Source organism: Pradoshia sp. Z5_111 (assembly GCF_058267535.1).
Map to the genome: position 1 here is coordinate 107,014 of NZ_JBZCPQ010000004.1, position 15,155 is coordinate 122,168.

Sequence of the window (15,155 nt, forward strand, 5' to 3'; positions counted from 1 at the left end):
TATCTATCGTCCGGGTCATCTTCCTTATTGAGTTTTAATAATTTTATAGACTCCCAATTATAAGAATGTTGACATACTTCCAAATTAATGACCATAATATGGGATATGAATTTTTTATGAGGAGTAATAGGATGATCACGAAAAACACACAAAAAGTAATGCCATTAAGCCCTGATTATGACCCATGGGAAACCTATATGGATATAGAACAATATGGAAATCTAACCCTTTCTAATATAGAATTTACAACCACAACATTATGTAACATGCGTTGTGAGCACTGTGCTGTTGGCTATACCCTGCAACCGAAGGATCCTGATGCACTGCCTTTGGAACTAATCTTACACCGGTTGGAGGAAATCCCTAATTTACGTTCCATTAGTATAACCGGCGGTGAACCTATGCTCTCGAAAAAGAGTGTTGAAAATTATGTTCAGCCTCTATTAAAATATGCACACTCACGTGGAGTGCGAACACAAATAAATTCTAATTTAACACTTCCGCTAGAGAGATATGAAACAATTATTCCTTATTTAGATGTTTTGCATATTTCACATAACTGGGGAACCATCGATGATTTTATAGATGGCGGTTTTGCTATGATGGAGAGAAAACCAACTCGTGAGCAGCGCGAAGTCTTATTTAATAGAATTATTACCAATTCCCAGGCATTAACGAAAGCGGGAGTACTCGTATCTGCTGAAACCATGCTTAATAAAAGGACGCTTCCCCATTTAGAACATATACACAAACAAATTGTTGAAGAAATGGGCTGCCAAAGGCATGAGGTGCATCCTATGTACCCTAGTTCTTTTGCTTCTGCTTTAGAAACACTTTCATTGGATGAAACAAGGAAAGCCATTCACCATCTTCTGGATATTCGTAATGAAAACATTTGGATGCTGTTTGGAACATTGCCTTTTTATCCATGCAGCCCAAAAAAAGAAGACCTTGAATTACTGCAAAGATTATATTCAAGCAAAAACGTGACTGTTCGGAATGACCCTGATGGCCGATCTCGTTTAAATGTAAATATCTTTAGTGGGGATGTAATCGTAACTGACTTTGGAGATACCCCACCACTTGGCAATATTAAGGAGCAATCATTGCCTGCAGCCTATAATAATTGGATGAAATCCAGTCTGGCTGATTCATTAAACTGTCATTGTCCGGCAGTAAAATGCCTAGGTCCAAATGTATTGGTTAAAAACGCTTATTATCCAGAAATGAATTTCAAATTAAATACAACTAATTTATAACAGTTCAGATTAAGAATATTATTTTAAAGAGGGATGGTCGATTTTAAGAAATCGGCCTATTTTTTTTGTCTATATAGGGAAAATTGATCAATTAACTTATTGAAAAAATCTCGACCCTGTCAATAAGTTAAAATATAAAAGTTATAGCGATGAGGGCCATATAAACTACCAAACACTTTATTTAATCACCGAAATATCCGTCATTTCTTCTCCATTCTTTTATGTCTTTTTAATCACTCAGGTTTATCCAATTTAGTTTTGTAACCTTTTTACATTTTAAGGTAAAATTAAGTGTAATACCAATAGTTATTAAAGAATGGAGATTGGGGTGAATTAGATGGGGGAATCTATTCATTACAAATTTTGGACTGTTTGTATGGTTCAGAACGGAGATTATGTCCTGTTATTAAACAGACAGCACGATCATTTCAAGGGATTTATACCACCAGGAGGTAAAGTAGAGTTTCCAGAAAGTTTTACAGAGTCCGCTATTAGAGAAGTGAAAGAAGAGACAGGATTAAGTGTAAGTAATCTTGCCTATAAAGGGCTTTATGAGTATGTCAATCCCGAAAAACATGACAGACATATGATCTTTAACTATTTAACCACAAGTTTTAGCGGAACATTGTTGCAAAACTCACCAGAGGGTAAACCTATATGGGTTCATATAAATGAAGCTTCCAATCTCCCAATGCAGGAATCTATAAGAAGAAGATTTCCCTTGTTTTTTGAAGAAGGAACATTTGAGATTCAGGTCGAATGGGATAATGAGAGAAATCAAGAAGGTAAAGTTTCTATAAGGAAGACCTAAGCTAGTTTACAGGAAATACTAGATACTTCTTTTTAAATGCTTATTAAATAAAGTTCTTCTGATAAGACTTAATCATTAAAGTACTGTTCCTTATAATTATAGATATCTATTAGACGCACTTTCATTAATCAATCAAACAAAAACAGCGTCCGATAAACGAACGCTGTTGTTAATTAGAACCATTTTTTAACTTTCGCAAGACATTGATTATGCTTTTTTATGTAGGCTTTGGCTTTACCATACTTCTTAAATCCACCTTCACCTTTGTTATAAGCACTCAAGGTAGCCTCTTTTAAAGCAGTACCTTTATAACCTTTTTTCTTATATTTCTTTTGTAAATCGGATAGCATGTATGTTCCCCAATTCATATTTACATATGGATCATAGGGTTTATTCTTTGTCTTTGTAATTTTAGCTAAATTTTTATGGTTAATTTTATTAATTTGGAAATATCCGTAATTGCTTCCACCTTTTGCTTTTACTTTCATATTGCTTTCATGCAGCATTACTGCAAGCGTTTCTTTATAATCTAATCCTCTTTGTTTAGTCATTTTAAACAGATATTGTTGTTGGGCTTTTGGCAAAGGAACTTTTTTAGAATATTTAAATCCAGCTAAACTGCTACTTGCTGCATCAGCTTTTTGTCCCGGTATAGTGGTACTTGCGATTAACGCAAAGATGAATAATAAACTGATAGCAATTTTTCCAAATAGTTTAGGTTGTAATTTAATCATATAAACTCCTTTTCACTAGCAACTTTTTTTTACGTTTTGTTACTCTTGTACTATATCAAAAGTCTTTGCTAGAAATATAGGAATTCATCAGATTATAACCTTATTGTAAGGATGATGTCTTCTATGTAATCTGTTTGTAAAATAAGTAGACTAATTTCAATATAAAATTGAGTGATTCTTATAAAAAGATTTACTTTTTCTAGGAAAATCTGTTTTTAGTATGGTTACAATATAAGTCGTTCTACTAGTGCTATTGGAAAATAAATGAAGAATTGTACAATCTCTTCTTTTCTAAAACAAAGTGTCACAAAAAGGCTATACTTCAATTTAATTTAATCCATGAATAGAAGGTGAATCTATGTTTTTACCCGAGTTAGAAAGATACAGAGAAATAGAAATTCTTCAAGCTGCTACTTTTGCTGCCAGCCTTAAACTAAGAAATGAAGAAACTAAATTGATTGATAATTGGGTGGAGTCGTTGATCGAACTCAATATAAAGAAAGAATATGGGGGCAAACAACCAGAGGATTTTTTTCGATTTATCATACTCTAAAGGAAGCATCAGGTTCTTTAGATAGTAGTTTTTTAAAATATATTTTAGGTCGACTTATTAAGATTTACGACTCTATGTGGGGCAACGTTTTTTCATCCTTTATAGATCGTTCTACCTGGAGGATTAAACAGTATAGAGATGAAGCATTTTCTTTAATAGATGGTTTCAACCAAATTGAGTTCACATCTTTTTTGGCCTATCTTAAAGGAACACCAATTGATCCTAACTCGGAAATTTTTGATTATATTTGGAAAATAGAAAAACAAAGTAAGTTCTTTCATTCTGCTGATTTTTTTATGCGTAATAAAGCTCTAAGATACTTGCTGGACCTAAATGGGGTTAGAGGATTCCATCATACTATCAAGGATTTTAAGAAAATTATAGGATTTATAAAATCAGATAATACGGATATCATACATTACCTTGTTAATTACAAAGTAAATAACAATCAGGGATGTTATCAAGTTATTAGCTTCATTTTTAGTGATCTGAAAAATAGTTATAAGACATTCCAAATAAAAAGAGATTGTATAATATGGTTAGATAATGCTGTTGGCAGTTCACCAAAAAAGCCTTGGATGAACAAATTAACAGCTATTCAGAAAGAACTTAAAGAAGAGGAACTACTAAAAATAGCTCGTTGGATTTTGAATAATAGAGATTTTGAAAGGGAGGAAAGTACAGGGTGGACTGATAGCGTTTGTAAAAAATTCCAAAAATCTTCATCATGGTATCTAGATATCCGAAGTAATGAAATTTAAGGGCGCGTCTGCCATTCAACAGTATCATTAAAACAACAGCAGGAATTCTGCTGCCTTTAGAAATAGTATATATTACTGTTTCAAATCACTTTATGGATTCCATCATCGCTTTACGTGCACTTCGTCATATTTTTTTAACCAAGATAATCTTTACAATTACTTATTAGCAGGATTTATATCATTTAATTGATTAGCAAAAAGTGCTACTAATTAAAGAGGAAAACAAATAAATGGAGTTGAATGGTTATTTTATTTTATCAGCATCTATAATAGGAGTTCATTCAGCTTTTTTACTTGTCTTCCTATAAGGATTAAATTATTTTAACTTAATACCTCTTGAGATGTAACAAGCTTTTTCAATGCAAGAATATTCCCCAAATGGATGCCTTCATGAAAAATAGTTCTAACGAGGACTTGTTCCACTGTAAACATTCCAGATTCCGTTACAGAATATTCTTCTTCCAGTCTTTCTCCATATAAATCTCGAATCATAAAAGGCTGTACAGCAAGCAGTCTTTTTAAATAATCTAATTTAGGAACCTCTCCCATCCAATCTTCTGGGCTCGTACCATAACCAAACCATTCATTAAAATGATTAGGGAGGATGATTTGTTCCTTAGTCAAATGTTGAATCCACAAATATTGATCTAAGTATACATGTCCCAGGTTCCATCGTATATTATTTCGAAATCCCTCAGGTACAATATTCACCTCATCCTCATTCATCGAATCAACCGCCACTAACAATTCATGTCGATAATCAGCCAATTGCTTAAAGAGTACTTCATGTCTTTTTAACATATTCAACCCTCCTAATTGTGGTATACCCATTTATTTCGGGTTGTGATTGGCAATTCCCTTCCTACTTTGTAACCAATTAGAATAACTATTTAATTGAAACGAAAAATCAACTAAATCCTACTCGATAGTATGAGACCACTTAAAGTAAGAGATTCAATTCAATAATCAAAAAAACATCCAATCTGGCTTGGATGTTTTCTTCTTATCAAGTAGATTTTAGACACTTGAGTATAGTAAGCTGCATCGATATACCGTCTGTTATGATTTTTTCCGTTCCTTTATCTTGTAATTCATTCCATCAACGATAAAATGTCCATTGCCGGAGTAGACAACATATTTTCCCTGTTTCTCCAACTCATATTTAATGGCAACTACATATTCATTAGCATTTGGATACGTTTCATTCATCCTTAGTATAATTGTATTTCTCTCATCCTGTTTATATTTAATAAACAATAAAAAAGCAATCATAACAATCAATAAAGTTAATATATACACCATGCAGACTACCTCCGCCTCCATATATTAACTTTATTTTATAACAAAATATGACAATACTCCACATACTTTAATATAATTAATAAATTCACTTTTAAAGAACTACTACATGTACATAAAATAGAATCATTTTCACTGTTTTAAAAAGACCTCAGTCCAGTTTTCTTAAATCAGTAAATGGATAAAAGACATATATACCCTGGCCTATAACCTGCTCCTGTTTAATTAACCCTAATCCATTGCGACTATCCATACTTACAAGGCGATTATCACCCATAACAAAATATTCATTTTCAGGAATAAGGATTGCTTCGAAATCTCCATTTGATTTTCCGCCTTCATGAGCTTCTTGGTGATTTTTTCCAGATATCTTTCTTTTTTCGGAACATCATTAATATAGAGGATATTATTTTTGACTTCCACCTTATCCCCTGCCACACCAATTATTCTCTTAATGAACATCTCATTGTTATAACCCTTAATGATGACAATATCTCCTGTATTATATCTCTTTTCTTTTAATGATTTACTGACCAGTATTCTCTCTTGATTGCGGAGAGTGGGTTCCATCGATACTCCTTCCACTTTATACGGAGTAAATAAGAAAGTCCTAATTAACATAATGGCAACAACAATGATGAAAATGGACTTTATCCAATCAAATGTATCCTTTTTAAAATTTCTTTCAGGGATCAAATAATACACCTCATCTTTCCAAAAAGGGTTGGAAGTCAGTCAATAAATACTCTTTTCAATCCTTCAAGCATATAAGGCTTTAGGTTCTTATGTATCCAATAATTTGTTTATTACATACTATCCAAATCTAGCGGCATCTCTCTATACTTTTCTTATCTTTTCTCCTCCTCATTTTTATTAGCTCGACATACCGCAATTTAAGTGTTCAAAAGCAGATTCCCAGCAAATAATTACCGTGTTTCTTCTATTATAATGATTCTTTCAGGAACTAATTAATTATCTTTTTTGACGAATAACGTCTGTTAAACTAATTTATTTAAAAAAACCTTAGAACTATGTCATATTTTAGGTTATAATAGGAATAGATTATTTTATAACAACCAAAGAATGAAAATCGGCCAGCTTCTATGGTTTCCTTTCATAGTAGTTAGTCAGAAAAACAAATTTACTAAAGTGGTCTTTCATTGATAATTTTCATTCTCTTAAAAACTAAAATTTCATCTTTTTTTTAACTACGAACTATATAATTTTTGATATTTTCATCTTTTACTTTATAGCAATCACATCCATTCATTACCCTTTTCTCCCAATTTTAAGCGCAGTTTTTTGTATGTTTGATATTTTTTCTAAGTTTTTTTAATTCCTTTTTTTACCATTAATTCAAAATAACGGATATTTTTGTGACAATTATGACAAAAACTCCTCTTTTTAAATTTACTAGAAAAATATATTAATACCATGGTTTATTAAGTTTTTTTACCTAAAGTTTTCTGAATATTCAAATTATTAGACATATATTTGACATATTCACGTTATATCAGTAATGGATTTAACATCTCCTCGTTATTACTTCTTTCTCGTAAACCTGATAAGATTGTCAATGTTAGCTCAAAACAAACAATTTTAGGAGGTTCAAACTACATGAAGAAAACTTTGTTATCATTCGTAGCGGTAGCTTCCATCGCCGTTGCTATGGGCGGACCCCAAGCATCTGCCCAAGAAATCACAATCAAAAAAGGTGATACACTATGGGGTATCTCAAATAAATACGACACTACTGTTGATCATATTAAAGAACTCAATAATTTAGATTCCGATATCATTATTGAGAATACTAAATTGATCGTAAAGGAAGACCAACCAAAAACTTATACCGTTAAAAAAGGTGATAGTCTTTGGAAGATAGCTGTTAAAAATAAAATCTCTATTAATCAGCTAAAAAGTTGGAATAGCTTAAATTCAGAAATTATTCAACCAGGTCAAGTCCTTAATTTGTCTGGTGTTGGCCAACCGGCAAAAAATAATACTGAAGCTGTTCAACAAAAAACAACAACTACATCAACAACTACTAAAACTGAAACAAAAACAGAGACAACTACTACTACTGCAAAGTCTACTGGACAAAAAGCAGGAAAAACTCTCTCTGTTTCAGCCACAGCTTATACAGCTAGTTGTAACGGTTGTTCTGGCGTCACTGCTACCGGAGTCGATTTAAATGCGAATCCAAATGCTAAAGTTATCGCAGTTGACCCTAGTGTAATTCCATTAGGTTCAAAAGTTTATGTTGAAGGTTATGGATATGCTACTGCTGCTGATACCGGTGGTGCTATTAAAGGGAACAAAATAGATGTTTTCATCCCTACACAAGATGCTGCTCTTAATTGGGGACGTAAACAAGTTAACATTCAAATTTTAAACTAACACATTTCGCTTTAAACGACACCTTCGAGTTTACATCCAGTTCTCGAAGGTGTTTTATATATATCTTTTTCACTCCACTTTATCTCCTAAAAGAGCATCTGACATACATTCTTATCCATCCAGTCTAAAACTGCATAAATACAATTAATATATCAAAAACAATTACATTCATTTAATTTTTATTTAATGATCTGTTCATCCTCATGATTTCTTGAAGAAATTGGAGGATTTTATATAGCATAACCTCTTTAAAATCAGGTTCTCGCTCAATTTTCAATTAATGATAAAGATAGAACTTAGTGATGCTTCTGATAAAAGCGGTATCTCGCATCTTTATTAGCTTATTAAACTCACATATTTATTTTCGAATCATAAATTGAGAATCATCGCTCACTACCAATCATATATAGTCTCCACTCACTATTTAAACTTTCTTTCCGTATCATGACTTACTAATTAACCTTCTTGAATGCTTTTATAAAAAGGCTATTTTCGTATTATTACACGTTAAATTACTATTTTGCAGTGCTATTTTATGAGGGTAGCTGCGGAAAAAGTATATGTCATATCAAATAAACGTTTTAGGATATTCCTACTAAGAGAGTTTCTAAAATTATTTGTGATAACGAAACAGGATTCCTATGTATTTTTTTAAAATAGTACTTCTGCCGGGTTAATTTTTTACAGTTTACATGGATGAAAAGCCTTTAATATAGTGGTCTCCCATTCCGTCATCTTTAGTTAATGATCTTATTGTCCATTTCCTTTTATATTTTTTTACACTAGCGTAAATGGTTTTCTAAGATTAAATTTACAACCTTAGTTAAAATCATTTGATTCACTGGTCTTTAGTCATAAGAAATTGATTAAATAGCGAAAATTTATGTAAATTGCTCTAAAAAAAGCATACCTGCATTAGGTATACTTTTTATCGATCCTCTAATCATGTACTACTTGTATTTATTCATTTTTTTCGACTTTATGGCCGCCAAACTCATTCCGTAAAGCAGCTACAACTTTGCCGTTAAATGTATCATTTTCTTGCGAACGATAACGCATTAATAGAGCCAGTGCCATTACTGGTGTCGAGGCTTGGAGGTCTAAAGCCGTTTCTAGTGCCCATTTTCCTTCACCGGACGAATGCATAACTCCCTTAATTCCTTCCAAACGAGCATCTTTAGCAAAAGCTTGTTCCGTTAATTCCATTAACCAGGAGCGCACAACCGATCCATTATTCCAGACTCTCGCTACTTGTTCATAATCAAAATTAAACTCACTTTTTTCGAGAATCTCAAAACCTTCTCCAATCGCTGCCATCATTCCATACTCAATTCCGTTGTGAACCATTTTTAAATAATGTCCGCTCCCCGAATCACCTGCATATAAATACCCATTTGGTACAGAAGTGGCTGCAAATAATGGCTCAATCACTTTCCATGCCTTTTGATCGCCACCAATCATATAACAAGCCCCATTTCTTGCTCCTTCCATTCCCCCGGAAGTACCGACATCCATAAAATAGATTCCAGCTTCTTTTAATACCCTGCTTCGTCGCATTGATTCCTTATAATTCGAATTTCCCCCATCTATTAAAATATCTCCAGGACTTAATAGCGGAAAAAGCTCTTCTATAACGTTATCAACAACAGTATGTGGTACCATCAGCCATATGACTCTGGGTTGCTCCAGTTTATTCACGATTTCTTTCATATTAAGGCTGCCAATGGCTCCATATTTTTGAATGCTCTCAACCGAAGCTGAATTTACATCATAAGCATGCACCATAATTTGGTGGTCTATTAAATTTTCAGCCAAATTCATCCCCATCTTGCCAAGACCAATCAAACCTACTTTCATCAGGTCTCCTCCTTATTAATATCTTTACTAGTTACATACCGTTATTTCCAACAAATAAACATTTCAACCCATTCCATCTTGTCAAATATTCTAATACTAAACTTTCGAAGCCTAAAATGTGCAGTGAATTTTCCAATTCTTTGCCTAATCAACAAAAATTAGTTAAAATTCTATATAGATAAAGAACGGAGGAGAGAAATAAGATGGCAATTTGCAAAGAATGCTTTGATGGGAATATAGTTGATGAACAACATGAGCAATATGAAAATCTAGATCGTGAGTTAGTTCGCCTTATTGAAGTAAGCCGTTTTTCCTATGACGAAGCCTTTAAAAGGGCAACCAGATTATACCCTGCCATAAAGAAATGTCCTGAGTGCAATGGCAATGGAAAAATATAATAGCTTAATAATCAAATTTTGTAGTAGTCCTTGAACAAACCATCCATCAATCAATCGTGTATATAAAAATGAGGTATTTTTATGGTTAAATTAAAAGATTCTCAGCAGGAAAAACAAGATATAAAGGTATATATCGGTGATCATTATCATTCATTTTTAAATGAGAATCATAGAATTAAAAGATGGAATTTTTTCGGTTTAGTCTTTGGGATGTTCTGGCTTGCGTATCGAAAGAGATATCTGATTGTCGGTATTTTCATCCTGATTGATATTTTGGTATCTATCCTATTCCGCAACCACTTGTTTTATTGGTTAGTTTTTGCTGCATTAATGCACCTTTATATAGGCAGAAGCGGTAATCTTTTATATTTAGCCGGTACGAAAAAACATGTACAACAGATAAGACATAAACATTCTCATCTCAATGAAAAAGAGATGAAACGCTTACTAATAAAAAAAGGGCGAACCAGCTGGTGTCTTATTCTACCATTACTTATCTATTTTGTTCTTATTCATACCTATCTGTTTATCGATGATATTAAAATTATAGTAGCCACCTATTTTTAAATGTTATTTAACAAAAAAATTAGAGTGATTATCAAAATCACTCTAACACTATTGACCTATATTGTTTTCAATTTAAATCAGATGATTCCTATCTTTCAGCAAGTATGCACATGTTTTCCTTCTGGCTATCATAATTAGACACCAAAATTACTTCAAGCGGAAATTCAATAATGAATATCCTTACATAGGTTTATTATTCTTCGTTCTTCTTTTGTTCTTCTTCAGATTAGATAGGAGCGGATTTTCGTCCAAGGGTTCCTCTAATAATGGTTCCTCTTGTTTGTTGTCTAAAAGATTTTCTTCAATAACATCCTCTTTTTCAGCCTCAGGTTGATCATTATATTCCTCATCTACCTCATACCAGTCTTCAGGAATTTCGTAATAAACTCCTGGTTCATCAGTTGTAACTCCGCCTTCAAAATATCCTTCGTCAATCTCTTCTTCTTCCTCAAAATGATAATCTCCAGTATCCGTATAAAACAAGCCTGTTATATCACCCTCCGATAATGGATTGGAAACCCAACCACTGATTAACGAATAAACATCTTTAAGGGGAATGCTAAACCCAATGTATTCATCCTCAATTGATCTCGCTGAATTGATTCCAATTACTTTGCCTGATTTTACAGAGACCAATGGACCGCCACTGCTTCCAGGAGATATCCGAGCAGTCATCTGATAAATATTTTCATAAATACGCTCCCCAATATAAAAACTCCGATTAATCGCTGCAATTGTTCCCAAAGTTGCTGTATTAGTCTTTCCGAGCGGACTCCCCAATGCTATTACTTCCTCACCTCTCGAAGCATACTCGTCGGTTGCTATCCCCAAGGATTGATGATTCGCCAATTCAGGTATCCTGATAATTGCGACATCATGGATATTTGAATACCCAATGACTTTTCCTGTAAAGGATTGACTTGTATAATCTATTGCTGTTATATCAACAGAGCCCTCTACTACATGAGCATTAGTAAGGATATCTCCTTGATTGTTAATGATAAATCCAGTACCTTGATTATCCTCAGTGAAAATAGTATAAACTTTTGCAAGTGATTCCGTTATAATCTCAGAAACTTCTTTTTTGGTATCTACTTTTATATCAGTTACCGGTTTAGGAGTTGTTTTAATTTCCTCTGCTTGATTCTTTTTTCCATTCTCTTTATGTACCAATTTTATTTCTTTTATGCTTCCATATTCGACCCGCTTATGATTATCCGTTTGATTTGCAGCTAATAAATAGATGCTTGCTGAAAGAATAGCGATGATACTAAAAGAAACCAAGACAATTTTTGATCTATTTCTTTTTGGTCCATTCTTCAATTCACCACAATGCAAACAGTACTTACCTCGGGTTTTTATTTCATTCTGACAATAGCGACATTTCATTCCTTACACCTGCTTCTTCATTGACAGCTAAATGACCTTCATCTCTTATTCATTATTTCGTCATTCAAGCCATAAAAATGAAGTATGGTCATAAAATTTTCTATAATTCAACATAGAACAGCCTCAAAAAAGCTAAACTGAAAAAGAAAAGCGATATTCACGGCGTTTCCTATAGCTAATCTCTTATGTTTTGAACGTATATGTTCTATACACGTTACCAGAAACATCGATCCTATCGAAATATGCAAGTACGGATAAAGCCAGACACTATCTTTCACGATAATAAAATAAGCAATTACAATTACAAATGAAGAACTGATAAACTTAAAAACTTTCATATATCCACCCTTTATCTTTTATCCACTAAAATGATTTATTATATATCCATATTTACTATATCAAAATGAATGAACAGCATAAATAAAACAAACAAGGATTGTCAATAAACTGCTTCAGATCAGTTTATTGACAATCCTTTCATTTACCTGCGGGACACTTTAAATATTAGAATTTCTTAATTTTCTATGCTGGAAATTTTTAAACACGATTCCATGGGTAGGTGAGAACAAAAACACGATGGCAAAAATCAAGCCAGACACTAACAGATTTTCTATGATTATATGAAACTGTTACTAATTAATTAAAATAATTATAAATAAAATAATATCTCAGTTTTGGTCATTAAATAAAATATTCCTCTATGTAAAATTTTGGTCAACAATATTTAAATCTCGCTATGGTGAAAATTCAGATAAAATTATATAATTAAATCTTATAGGACAGCATACACATATGTTTCTTATAAAAACTCATGCTAAGAGTAGAAAAATAAATTAGGAGGGAACTTGTATGAAGGTCATTGTGTATAAAAAAGATATCGATCAATTCCTGGCTGATTTTAAATCTATCTCTTCTTATGATGAAGTTGGTAAGAAGTATTACTTTATCTTTGAAGACCATATTAGAGGTGGCCACTGGACCTTAATGTTTTATGATAAAGAAGGAAAATGGACTGCGCATGGTAAGGGAGAGTTTTATAGCGACATAGATGAATTACAGCTTTCAGGTGATCAATTAAAACTTTTCATTTACAAAAACAGAAAATATATTAATAATGTGATTCGACAATTAAAAGTAGCTATTTAATTCTTAGGATCACAGACAATATAAAGAAGCCAGTGTCTAAAACAGAACACTGGCTTCTTTATTAGTTCTCTAGCACCTTAATAAATTCACGCATGTAATCCGGTAAATCCGGTGGGCGTCGACTTGAAACAATATGTCCGTCTACGATAACTGCCTCATCATACCAGGAAGCCCCTGCATTTACCATATCATCTCGTATTCCAGGTGTACTTGTTACCTTTCTTCCCTTTAAAATATCAGCTGATATCAATACCCAGCCTGCATGGCAGATTTGTCCGATTGGTTTTTGCTGTTCATCCATTTTTTGAATAAACGCTAATATTTCTGGAAATCTGCGAAGTTTATCAGGAGCCCAGCCCCCAGGAACTAAAACTGCATCATAATCATCCGGATTTACCTCTGCAAAGCTATACTCACTTTCTGCAGGTACACCATACTTGCCAATATACTTGACTTTTTCCTGTTCACCTGCCAGATGGACTATGGCTCCTTCTTCACGCAGTCGATGAATTGGATACCACAATTCAAGGTCCTCAAATTCATGATGTACAAAACTTAAAATTTTCTTATCCTTTAACCTCATACTGTCACTCCCTATCTATCATTTCTTATGTACCTATTCCCTATTCTTTTAAAACTATTCTTCAAAAGAATATCAATCATTTATGTTTTTACTAAATCTTTTGTATCAATCCACTGCTTAGCGTTTCAAAATAAAACGGAATATTCATATTTTAGACTACACAGACAGCCTGTTTATTTATAAAATTATATTAAAATAACAAAAGGGGGATTCATATGAGAAAGTTAAACACAAGAAAAATAGTCCTTTTATTTGTTTTGGCAGGTATGTTTAGTCTAGGATTAATTACTCAATATTACTTTCAGCATTCTAAAGCTTCCGCAGAGCTGGAACAATTAAATAAAGAGATTAATCTTGCCAAAGAAAACAATAAACAATTGGAAATGGAAATTGTAAATTTACACAAAGAAATCGAAAAATATGCCGAAGAGGAATCATCCAGTACCGATAGTGTTGATTCAAATACAATCTCCACAGATGATAAAACAAACACAGCTGAAACAACGAACGCGGTTGAGGATGATGCAACTAAGATTGCGTCCGATGAAGAAAATGAAGAACAACAGGGCACTTCTGATCTCCAAACCGCTCATGATCAGGCAATCAATCTCGTAAAGGGTCATATTGGTTATACCAATGAATCAAATGTTCATTTTGAAGTGCAAGGGAAGATATCAGGCACTGAGGACTTATCTATACATGTTTATGAAGTAGTAGTTGATGAGGGAGAAAGCCAGCATACCGCAACCTGGGGATGGTATGGAGTAAACGTTACAGCAGGTAAAGTTTACGAAATAAATGGTTAAGCCACAGCGATAAGCAACTCTCCACTATGGATAACGTTCTTGCTTATACAGCAAGAAGTATAAAAGAGATTATTGACACATTTTGGATGAATTCTAATTTAGCACGATAAATAGTTATATAAAATGTGCTATAAAGAGACATTTTACACCTTTTCACTCGCTCATTTGTAACTTTTGTCCTATAATATATATATACAATACGTTTCGTAAAAGGTGGGAGCAACCATGAAATCCTCTTTTGGAAGCAGGTTAAAAGAGTTGCGTAAAGAGAAGCGTTTGTCACAAGAAGAACTAGGAGCTATTATAGGGGTCGCACAATCAACCATGGGATCTTACGAACGGGAAACACGCGAACCAAGTATTGACGGAATATTGGAACTTGCCCATTATTTTGATGTATCTGTCGATTATTTATTGGGTAATTCTAATGAACGAAAAATACCTGAATTAACACATTTACAAGGATCCTATGACTTGCATAAATTCATGCATGAAAATGAGATTGTGCTATATGGCAGAACCTTAACAGAGGATGAAAAACAGCGTCTGTTAGATATCTCATTAGGCCTCTTCTATCGTTAATCATTTACCGGAT

The 15,155-nt window shown here is 33.1% G+C and carries 17 protein-coding genes; 9 read left to right on the forward strand and 8 right to left on the reverse strand.

Annotated features, from left to right (window positions below):
* Nucleotides 1–131 precede the first annotated feature (131 nt).
* Both yfkAB and AC4D4A_RS10040 read left to right on the forward strand, forming a co-directional pair.
* Complete coding sequence (gene yfkAB / locus AC4D4A_RS10035) at nt 132–1,259, forward strand: radical SAM/CxCxxxxC motif protein YfkAB (RefSeq protein ID WP_490995779.1); 1,128 nt, start codon at nt 132–134, stop codon at nt 1,257–1,259.
* A gap of 337 nt (nt 1,260–1,596) precedes the next feature.
* Nucleotides 1,597–2,070 (forward strand): 8-oxo-dGTP diphosphatase, encoded by a 474-nt coding sequence (locus AC4D4A_RS10040; protein ID WP_490995780.1) that lies wholly within the window; start codon nt 1,597–1,599, stop codon nt 2,068–2,070.
* Nucleotides 2,071–2,243: 173 nt separating this feature from the next.
* On the opposite strand, the gene AC4D4A_RS10045 is transcribed toward AC4D4A_RS10040, so the two are convergent.
* Entirely contained in the window at nt 2,244–2,804 is a 561-nt protein-coding gene (locus tag AC4D4A_RS10045) for a transglycosylase SLT domain-containing protein (protein ID WP_490995781.1), read from the reverse strand.
* A 465-nt stretch (nt 2,805–3,269) separates the two neighbouring features.
* On the opposite strand from AC4D4A_RS10045, the gene AC4D4A_RS10050 reads away from it, so the two are divergent.
* Nucleotides 3,270–4,118: a hypothetical protein gene (locus AC4D4A_RS10050; RefSeq protein WP_490995782.1), complete on the forward strand. Its 849-nt coding sequence runs from the start codon at nt 3,270–3,272 to the stop codon at nt 4,116–4,118.
* Nucleotides 4,119–4,439: 321 nt separating this feature from the next.
* Here the strand turns inward: AC4D4A_RS10050 and AC4D4A_RS10055 are convergent, their stop codons facing one another.
* The 4 genes from AC4D4A_RS10055 to lepB all read right to left on the reverse strand — a co-directional run bounded on the left by AC4D4A_RS10055 (nt 4,440) and on the right by lepB (nt 6,113).
* Entirely contained in the window at nt 4,440–4,919 is a 480-nt protein-coding gene (locus tag AC4D4A_RS10055) for a DinB family protein (protein ID WP_490995783.1), read from the reverse strand.
* 258 nt (nt 4,920–5,177) lie between these two features.
* Nucleotides 5,178–5,420, reverse strand: coding sequence for a hypothetical protein (locus AC4D4A_RS10060; protein WP_490995784.1), 243 nt, complete (start codon nt 5,418–5,420; stop codon nt 5,178–5,180).
* A gap of 148 nt (nt 5,421–5,568) precedes the next feature.
* Nucleotides 5,569–5,694: a S26 family signal peptidase gene (locus tag AC4D4A_RS10065; RefSeq protein ID WP_490995785.1), complete on the reverse strand. Its 126-nt coding sequence runs from the start codon at nt 5,692–5,694 to the stop codon at nt 5,569–5,571.
* Nucleotides 5,673–6,113: a signal peptidase I gene (lepB, locus tag AC4D4A_RS10070; protein WP_490995786.1), complete on the reverse strand. Its 441-nt coding sequence runs from the start codon at nt 6,111–6,113 to the stop codon at nt 5,673–5,675. The genes AC4D4A_RS10065 and lepB overlap by 22 nt, the downstream gene beginning before the upstream one ends.
* Nucleotides 6,114–7,034: 921 nt before the next feature.
* Here lepB and AC4D4A_RS10075 point away from each other — a divergent pair.
* Nucleotides 7,035–7,814 carry a 3D domain-containing protein gene (locus AC4D4A_RS10075; protein WP_490995787.1) on the forward strand — a complete coding sequence of 260 codons (780 nt, stop codon included), beginning with the start codon at nt 7,035–7,037 and terminating at the stop codon, nt 7,812–7,814.
* Nucleotides 7,815–8,774: 960 nt separating this feature from the next.
* On the opposite strand, the gene gnd is transcribed toward AC4D4A_RS10075, so the two are convergent.
* Nucleotides 8,775–9,671 (reverse strand): phosphogluconate dehydrogenase (NAD(+)-dependent, decarboxylating), encoded by an 897-nt coding sequence (gene gnd, locus AC4D4A_RS10080; protein WP_490995788.1) that lies wholly within the window; start codon nt 9,669–9,671, stop codon nt 8,775–8,777.
* A gap of 203 nt (nt 9,672–9,874) precedes the next feature.
* Between gnd and AC4D4A_RS10085 the strand changes: the two genes are divergently transcribed.
* Nucleotides 9,875–10,069: a hypothetical protein gene (locus AC4D4A_RS10085; RefSeq protein WP_490995789.1), complete on the forward strand. Its 195-nt coding sequence runs from the start codon at nt 9,875–9,877 to the stop codon at nt 10,067–10,069.
* 81 nt (nt 10,070–10,150) lie between these two features.
* On the forward strand, nt 10,151–10,636 hold the full coding sequence (locus AC4D4A_RS10090) for a hypothetical protein (protein WP_490995790.1): 486 nt from the start codon (nt 10,151–10,153) through the stop codon (nt 10,634–10,636).
* A 180-nt stretch (nt 10,637–10,816) separates the two neighbouring features.
* Here AC4D4A_RS10090 and AC4D4A_RS10095 read toward each other — a convergent pair whose 3' ends face one another.
* Nucleotides 10,817–12,025 (reverse strand): S1C family serine protease, encoded by a 1,209-nt coding sequence (locus tag AC4D4A_RS10095; RefSeq protein WP_490995791.1) that lies wholly within the window; start codon nt 12,023–12,025, stop codon nt 10,817–10,819.
* Between the two features lie 849 nt (nt 12,026–12,874).
* Between AC4D4A_RS10095 and AC4D4A_RS10100 the strand changes: the two genes are divergently transcribed.
* Nucleotides 12,875–13,171 carry a hypothetical protein gene (locus tag AC4D4A_RS10100; protein ID WP_490995792.1) on the forward strand — a complete coding sequence of 99 codons (297 nt, stop codon included), beginning with the start codon at nt 12,875–12,877 and terminating at the stop codon, nt 13,169–13,171.
* Between the two features lie 61 nt (nt 13,172–13,232).
* On the opposite strand, the gene AC4D4A_RS10105 is transcribed toward AC4D4A_RS10100, so the two are convergent.
* Complete coding sequence (locus AC4D4A_RS10105) at nt 13,233–13,754, reverse strand: type 1 glutamine amidotransferase domain-containing protein (protein WP_490995793.1); 522 nt, start codon at nt 13,752–13,754, stop codon at nt 13,233–13,235.
* 215 nt (nt 13,755–13,969) lie between these two features.
* Between AC4D4A_RS10105 and AC4D4A_RS10110 the strand changes: the two genes are divergently transcribed.
* Entirely contained in the window at nt 13,970–14,560 is a 591-nt protein-coding gene (locus tag AC4D4A_RS10110; RefSeq protein ID WP_490995794.1) for a hypothetical protein, read from the forward strand.
* A gap of 225 nt (nt 14,561–14,785) precedes the next feature.
* Nucleotides 14,786–15,142: a helix-turn-helix domain-containing protein gene (locus AC4D4A_RS10115; RefSeq protein WP_490995795.1), complete on the forward strand. Its 357-nt coding sequence runs from the start codon at nt 14,786–14,788 to the stop codon at nt 15,140–15,142.
* Nucleotides 15,143–15,155: the final 13 nt, after the last annotated feature.

Excerpts from the sequence above, each read along its gene's own strand:
- yfkAB (WP_490995779.1), top strand. The coding sequence starts at position 132 with ATGATCACGAAAAACACACAAAAAGTAATGCCATTAAGCCCTGATTAT.
- AC4D4A_RS10040 (WP_490995780.1), top strand. The coding sequence starts at position 1,597 with ATGGGGGAATCTATTCATTACAAATTTTGGACTGTTTGTATGGTTCAG.
- AC4D4A_RS10045 (WP_490995781.1), bottom strand. The coding sequence starts at position 2,804 with ATGATTAAATTACAACCTAAACTATTTGGAAAAATTGCTATCAGTTTA.
- AC4D4A_RS10055 (WP_490995783.1), bottom strand. The coding sequence starts at position 4,919 with ATGTTAAAAAGACATGAAGTACTCTTTAAGCAATTGGCTGATTATCGA.
- AC4D4A_RS10060 (WP_490995784.1), bottom strand. The coding sequence starts at position 5,420 with ATGGTGTATATATTAACTTTATTGATTGTTATGATTGCTTTTTTATTG.
- AC4D4A_RS10065 (WP_490995785.1), bottom strand. The coding sequence starts at position 5,694 with ATGGGTGATAATCGCCTTGTAAGTATGGATAGTCGCAATGGATTAGGG.
- AC4D4A_RS10075 (WP_490995787.1), top strand. The coding sequence starts at position 7,035 with ATGAAGAAAACTTTGTTATCATTCGTAGCGGTAGCTTCCATCGCCGTT.
- gnd (WP_490995788.1), bottom strand. The coding sequence starts at position 9,671 with ATGAAAGTAGGTTTGATTGGTCTTGGCAAGATGGGGATGAATTTGGCT.
- AC4D4A_RS10085 (WP_490995789.1), top strand. The coding sequence starts at position 9,875 with ATGGCAATTTGCAAAGAATGCTTTGATGGGAATATAGTTGATGAACAA.
- AC4D4A_RS10090 (WP_490995790.1), top strand. The coding sequence starts at position 10,151 with ATGGTTAAATTAAAAGATTCTCAGCAGGAAAAACAAGATATAAAGGTA.
- AC4D4A_RS10095 (WP_490995791.1), bottom strand. The coding sequence starts at position 12,025 with ATGAAATGTCGCTATTGTCAGAATGAAATAAAAACCCGAGGTAAGTAC.
- AC4D4A_RS10100 (WP_490995792.1), top strand. The coding sequence starts at position 12,875 with ATGAAGGTCATTGTGTATAAAAAAGATATCGATCAATTCCTGGCTGAT.
- AC4D4A_RS10105 (WP_490995793.1), bottom strand. The coding sequence starts at position 13,754 with ATGAGGTTAAAGGATAAGAAAATTTTAAGTTTTGTACATCATGAATTT.
- AC4D4A_RS10110 (WP_490995794.1), top strand. The coding sequence starts at position 13,970 with ATGAGAAAGTTAAACACAAGAAAAATAGTCCTTTTATTTGTTTTGGCA.
- AC4D4A_RS10115 (WP_490995795.1), top strand. The coding sequence starts at position 14,786 with ATGAAATCCTCTTTTGGAAGCAGGTTAAAAGAGTTGCGTAAAGAGAAG.